The 2,593-nt window shown below is 73.5% G+C and carries 2 protein-coding genes; one reads left to right on the forward strand and one right to left on the reverse strand.

Annotation, left to right across the window (positions count from 1 at the left end):
• Positions 1-176 precede the first annotated feature (176 nt).
• Complete coding sequence (locus ACIRFH_RS36490; protein ID WP_403530876.1) at positions 177-1,259, forward strand: SDR family oxidoreductase; 1,083 nt, start codon at positions 177-179, stop codon at positions 1,257-1,259.
• 78 nt (positions 1,260-1,337) lie between these two features.
• Here the strand turns inward: ACIRFH_RS36490 and ACIRFH_RS36495 are convergent, their stop codons facing one another.
• A complete protein-coding gene (locus tag ACIRFH_RS36495; protein WP_403530879.1) occupies positions 1,338-2,138 on the reverse strand; it encodes a ribonuclease BN in 801 nt (266 codons plus the stop codon).
• Positions 2,139-2,593: the final 455 nt, after the last annotated feature.

The following is a 2,593-nucleotide window of genomic DNA, read 5'->3' on the forward strand; positions in this document are numbered from 1 at the left end:
GCCGCCAAGGCCGCCGTGCACGACCCCGAGCGTGCCGGCATCGTCGCCAAGGGCGTGCGCCAGAAGCTCACCGAGTACGCCGAGCACCTGCCCGGCCGGGGCAAGAAGTGACCGGCGCGGGACGATACGGGCGCGGCGGGCGGCACCACCGCGGGGACGGACCCCAGGTGGTGGTCGTGACCGGCGCCACCGCCGGCGTCGGCCGGGCCACGGCCCGCGCCTTCGGCGCACGCGGCGCCGCCGTGGCGCTCCTCGCGCGCGGCGAGCACGCGCTCGAACGGGCGGCCGAGGAGGTCAGGGAGGCCGGCGGGCGCGCCCTGCCCCTGGTGGTGGACGTCGCCGACGCCGAGGCGGTGGAGGCCGCGGCGAGCCGGATCGAGGACGAGCTCGGCCCGATCGACGTCTGGGTGAACGCCGCCTTCACGACCGTCTTCGCCCCCGTCATGGAGGTCCGGCCCGAGGAGTTGCGGCGGGCCACCGAGGTGACCTACTTCGGCTTCGTCCACGGCACCCAGGCCGCCCTGAGGCGCATGGTGCCCCGCGACCGGGGCACCGTCGTGCAGGTCGGCTCGGCCCTCGCCGAGCGCAGTGTGCCCCTGCAGGCGGTGTACTGCGGGGCCAAGCACGCCATCCAGGGCTTCACCGAGTCCCTGCGCTGCGAGCTGCTGCACGACCGCAGCGGGGTGCGGGTCACCATGGTCCAGATGCCCGGCCTGAACACGCCCCAGTTCAGCTGGGTCCTCACCAGGCTCCCCAAGCATCCGCGCCCGGTGTCCCCGGTCTACCAGCCCGAGGTCGCCGCCGAGGCCGTCCTGTACGCGGCCGACCACCCCGGAAAGCGTGAGTACTGGGTCGGCGGCTCCACCGTCGCGACCCTCCTCGGGCAGAAGCTCGCCCCGGGCCTGCTCGACCGCTACCTGGCCCGCACCGGTTACGACTCGCAGCAGACCGACGACCCGGTCGACCCGTCGCGGCCGGTCAACCTCTACGAGCCGGTGGACGGCGCCGCGCCCGTCGACTACGGCGCCCACGGCCTCTTCGACGACGAGTCGCACCCGCGGAGCCTCCAGTTCTGGCTCTCACGCCACCGCCGCCCGCTCGCGCTGGCCGCGGCGGCCGCGGGAGCCGTCACCGCGGCACTGGCCGCCGGGGCGGGCGGGCGCGCTCGCACCGGCGGCGCCGAGGCGGCGTGGGGACGGTCGGCGCGCACCTGCCGGAAGGCGGGCGCGAAGGGCTGGGGCAGGCCGCCGCGCGGCTGACGCTGCCGTGCGCCCTGCCCGTGCGGGAGAGCGCCCGGGCGGGCCACGGGCCGTCCGGGCGCGTTCGACGGGCCCGGATCACCGCTCCCGGTCGATGGTGCGTGTCCACCAGTGGTGCTCGCAGAACCAGTGGCCGACCATCGCGCCGCCGAAGACCACGAACCCGACCCCGATGAGCCACGACTCCACCACGAGCACGATGCCGACCGTTCCGTAACTGATCGCGTTGTCGAGGATCAGCGGGGTGAAGACGAGGTAGGAGAAACCGCGCAGTCCGATCAGGCCCACCATGGTGGCCAGCGCCCCCGGCAGCAGGTCGCGCCAGCGGATCGCGCCGCCCAGCAGGAAGTGCTGCCCCCACCAGAAGAACAGCATGCCGATCGCCGTGGAGAGCGCGATCCGCGCCGAGCCGTGCAGCGCGGTCCGGGTCTGCACCTCCTGGTAGAGGTACGCGGTCAGGGCGATCACCCAGGTCAGCTGGCGCCAGACGCGGTGCCACGGCCCGGACGGCAACCCCCAGATGCGTTCGTAGCCGTTCTGCACGCTCGCCGCGAAGGACACGCCGAAGACGGCGAGGGCGATACCGCCCCACACGCTCGTGGTGCCGATCACCTTGGTCGGCGGGCTGATGATGTCCGTCAGCACCTTGGCGGACCGGCCGGACAGTCCCATGCCGTCGGCCAGCCAGGACGCGAAACCGCCGCGTCCCAGGGGATCGGCGGCGGCCACCACGATCAGCAGCGGCGCCAGCGTGACCAGGGCCAGCGTGGCGAAGCCCATGGCCCGGTGCATCAGCTCCAGGTCCCGGCCGCGCCGGACCAGCGCGGACGCGGCCAACCGGTCCCACAGACGAAGGAAGGGGCGCCGGTACCGGTTCACAGGTGCTCCTCGGGCGGTCCTCGCACTGGCTCGCCGACGGGGGACTGGGTGGCCCGGGGGCGGCGGGACAAAGGCGGCCCCGGAACGCGCAGCCCGTCCGCCCGGAGCCGCGTCAGGTGAGGACCTTCGCCGAAGGTCCTGGGACGGGCCGGACGAACCGGGACACCCGGCCGGGAAGTGCGAGCCGCAGAACCCGGACGACATCACGACAGTGACCATGCTGGACGACGTCGTGCCCCGATACCACCGCGCGGTCCGCACGAGTGGCAGCGCCGCTCCCTCCGTTTACGCGACCCGTTCATGGGTCACCCACTGATGACGGCAGAGGTGCCTCCGAAGGAGTGCGTGATGACGCTGGTGGCCGACTATGTTCTGCAGCGCCTGACGGAGTGGGGTGTTCAGCGCGTCTACGGCTATCCGGGTGATGGCATCAACGGTCTGCTGGGTGCGTTCGA

It is taken from the genome of Streptomyces sp. NPDC093586 (genome assembly GCF_044764905.1).
GTDB lineage: Bacteria > Actinomycetota > Actinomycetes > Streptomycetales > Streptomycetaceae > Streptomyces.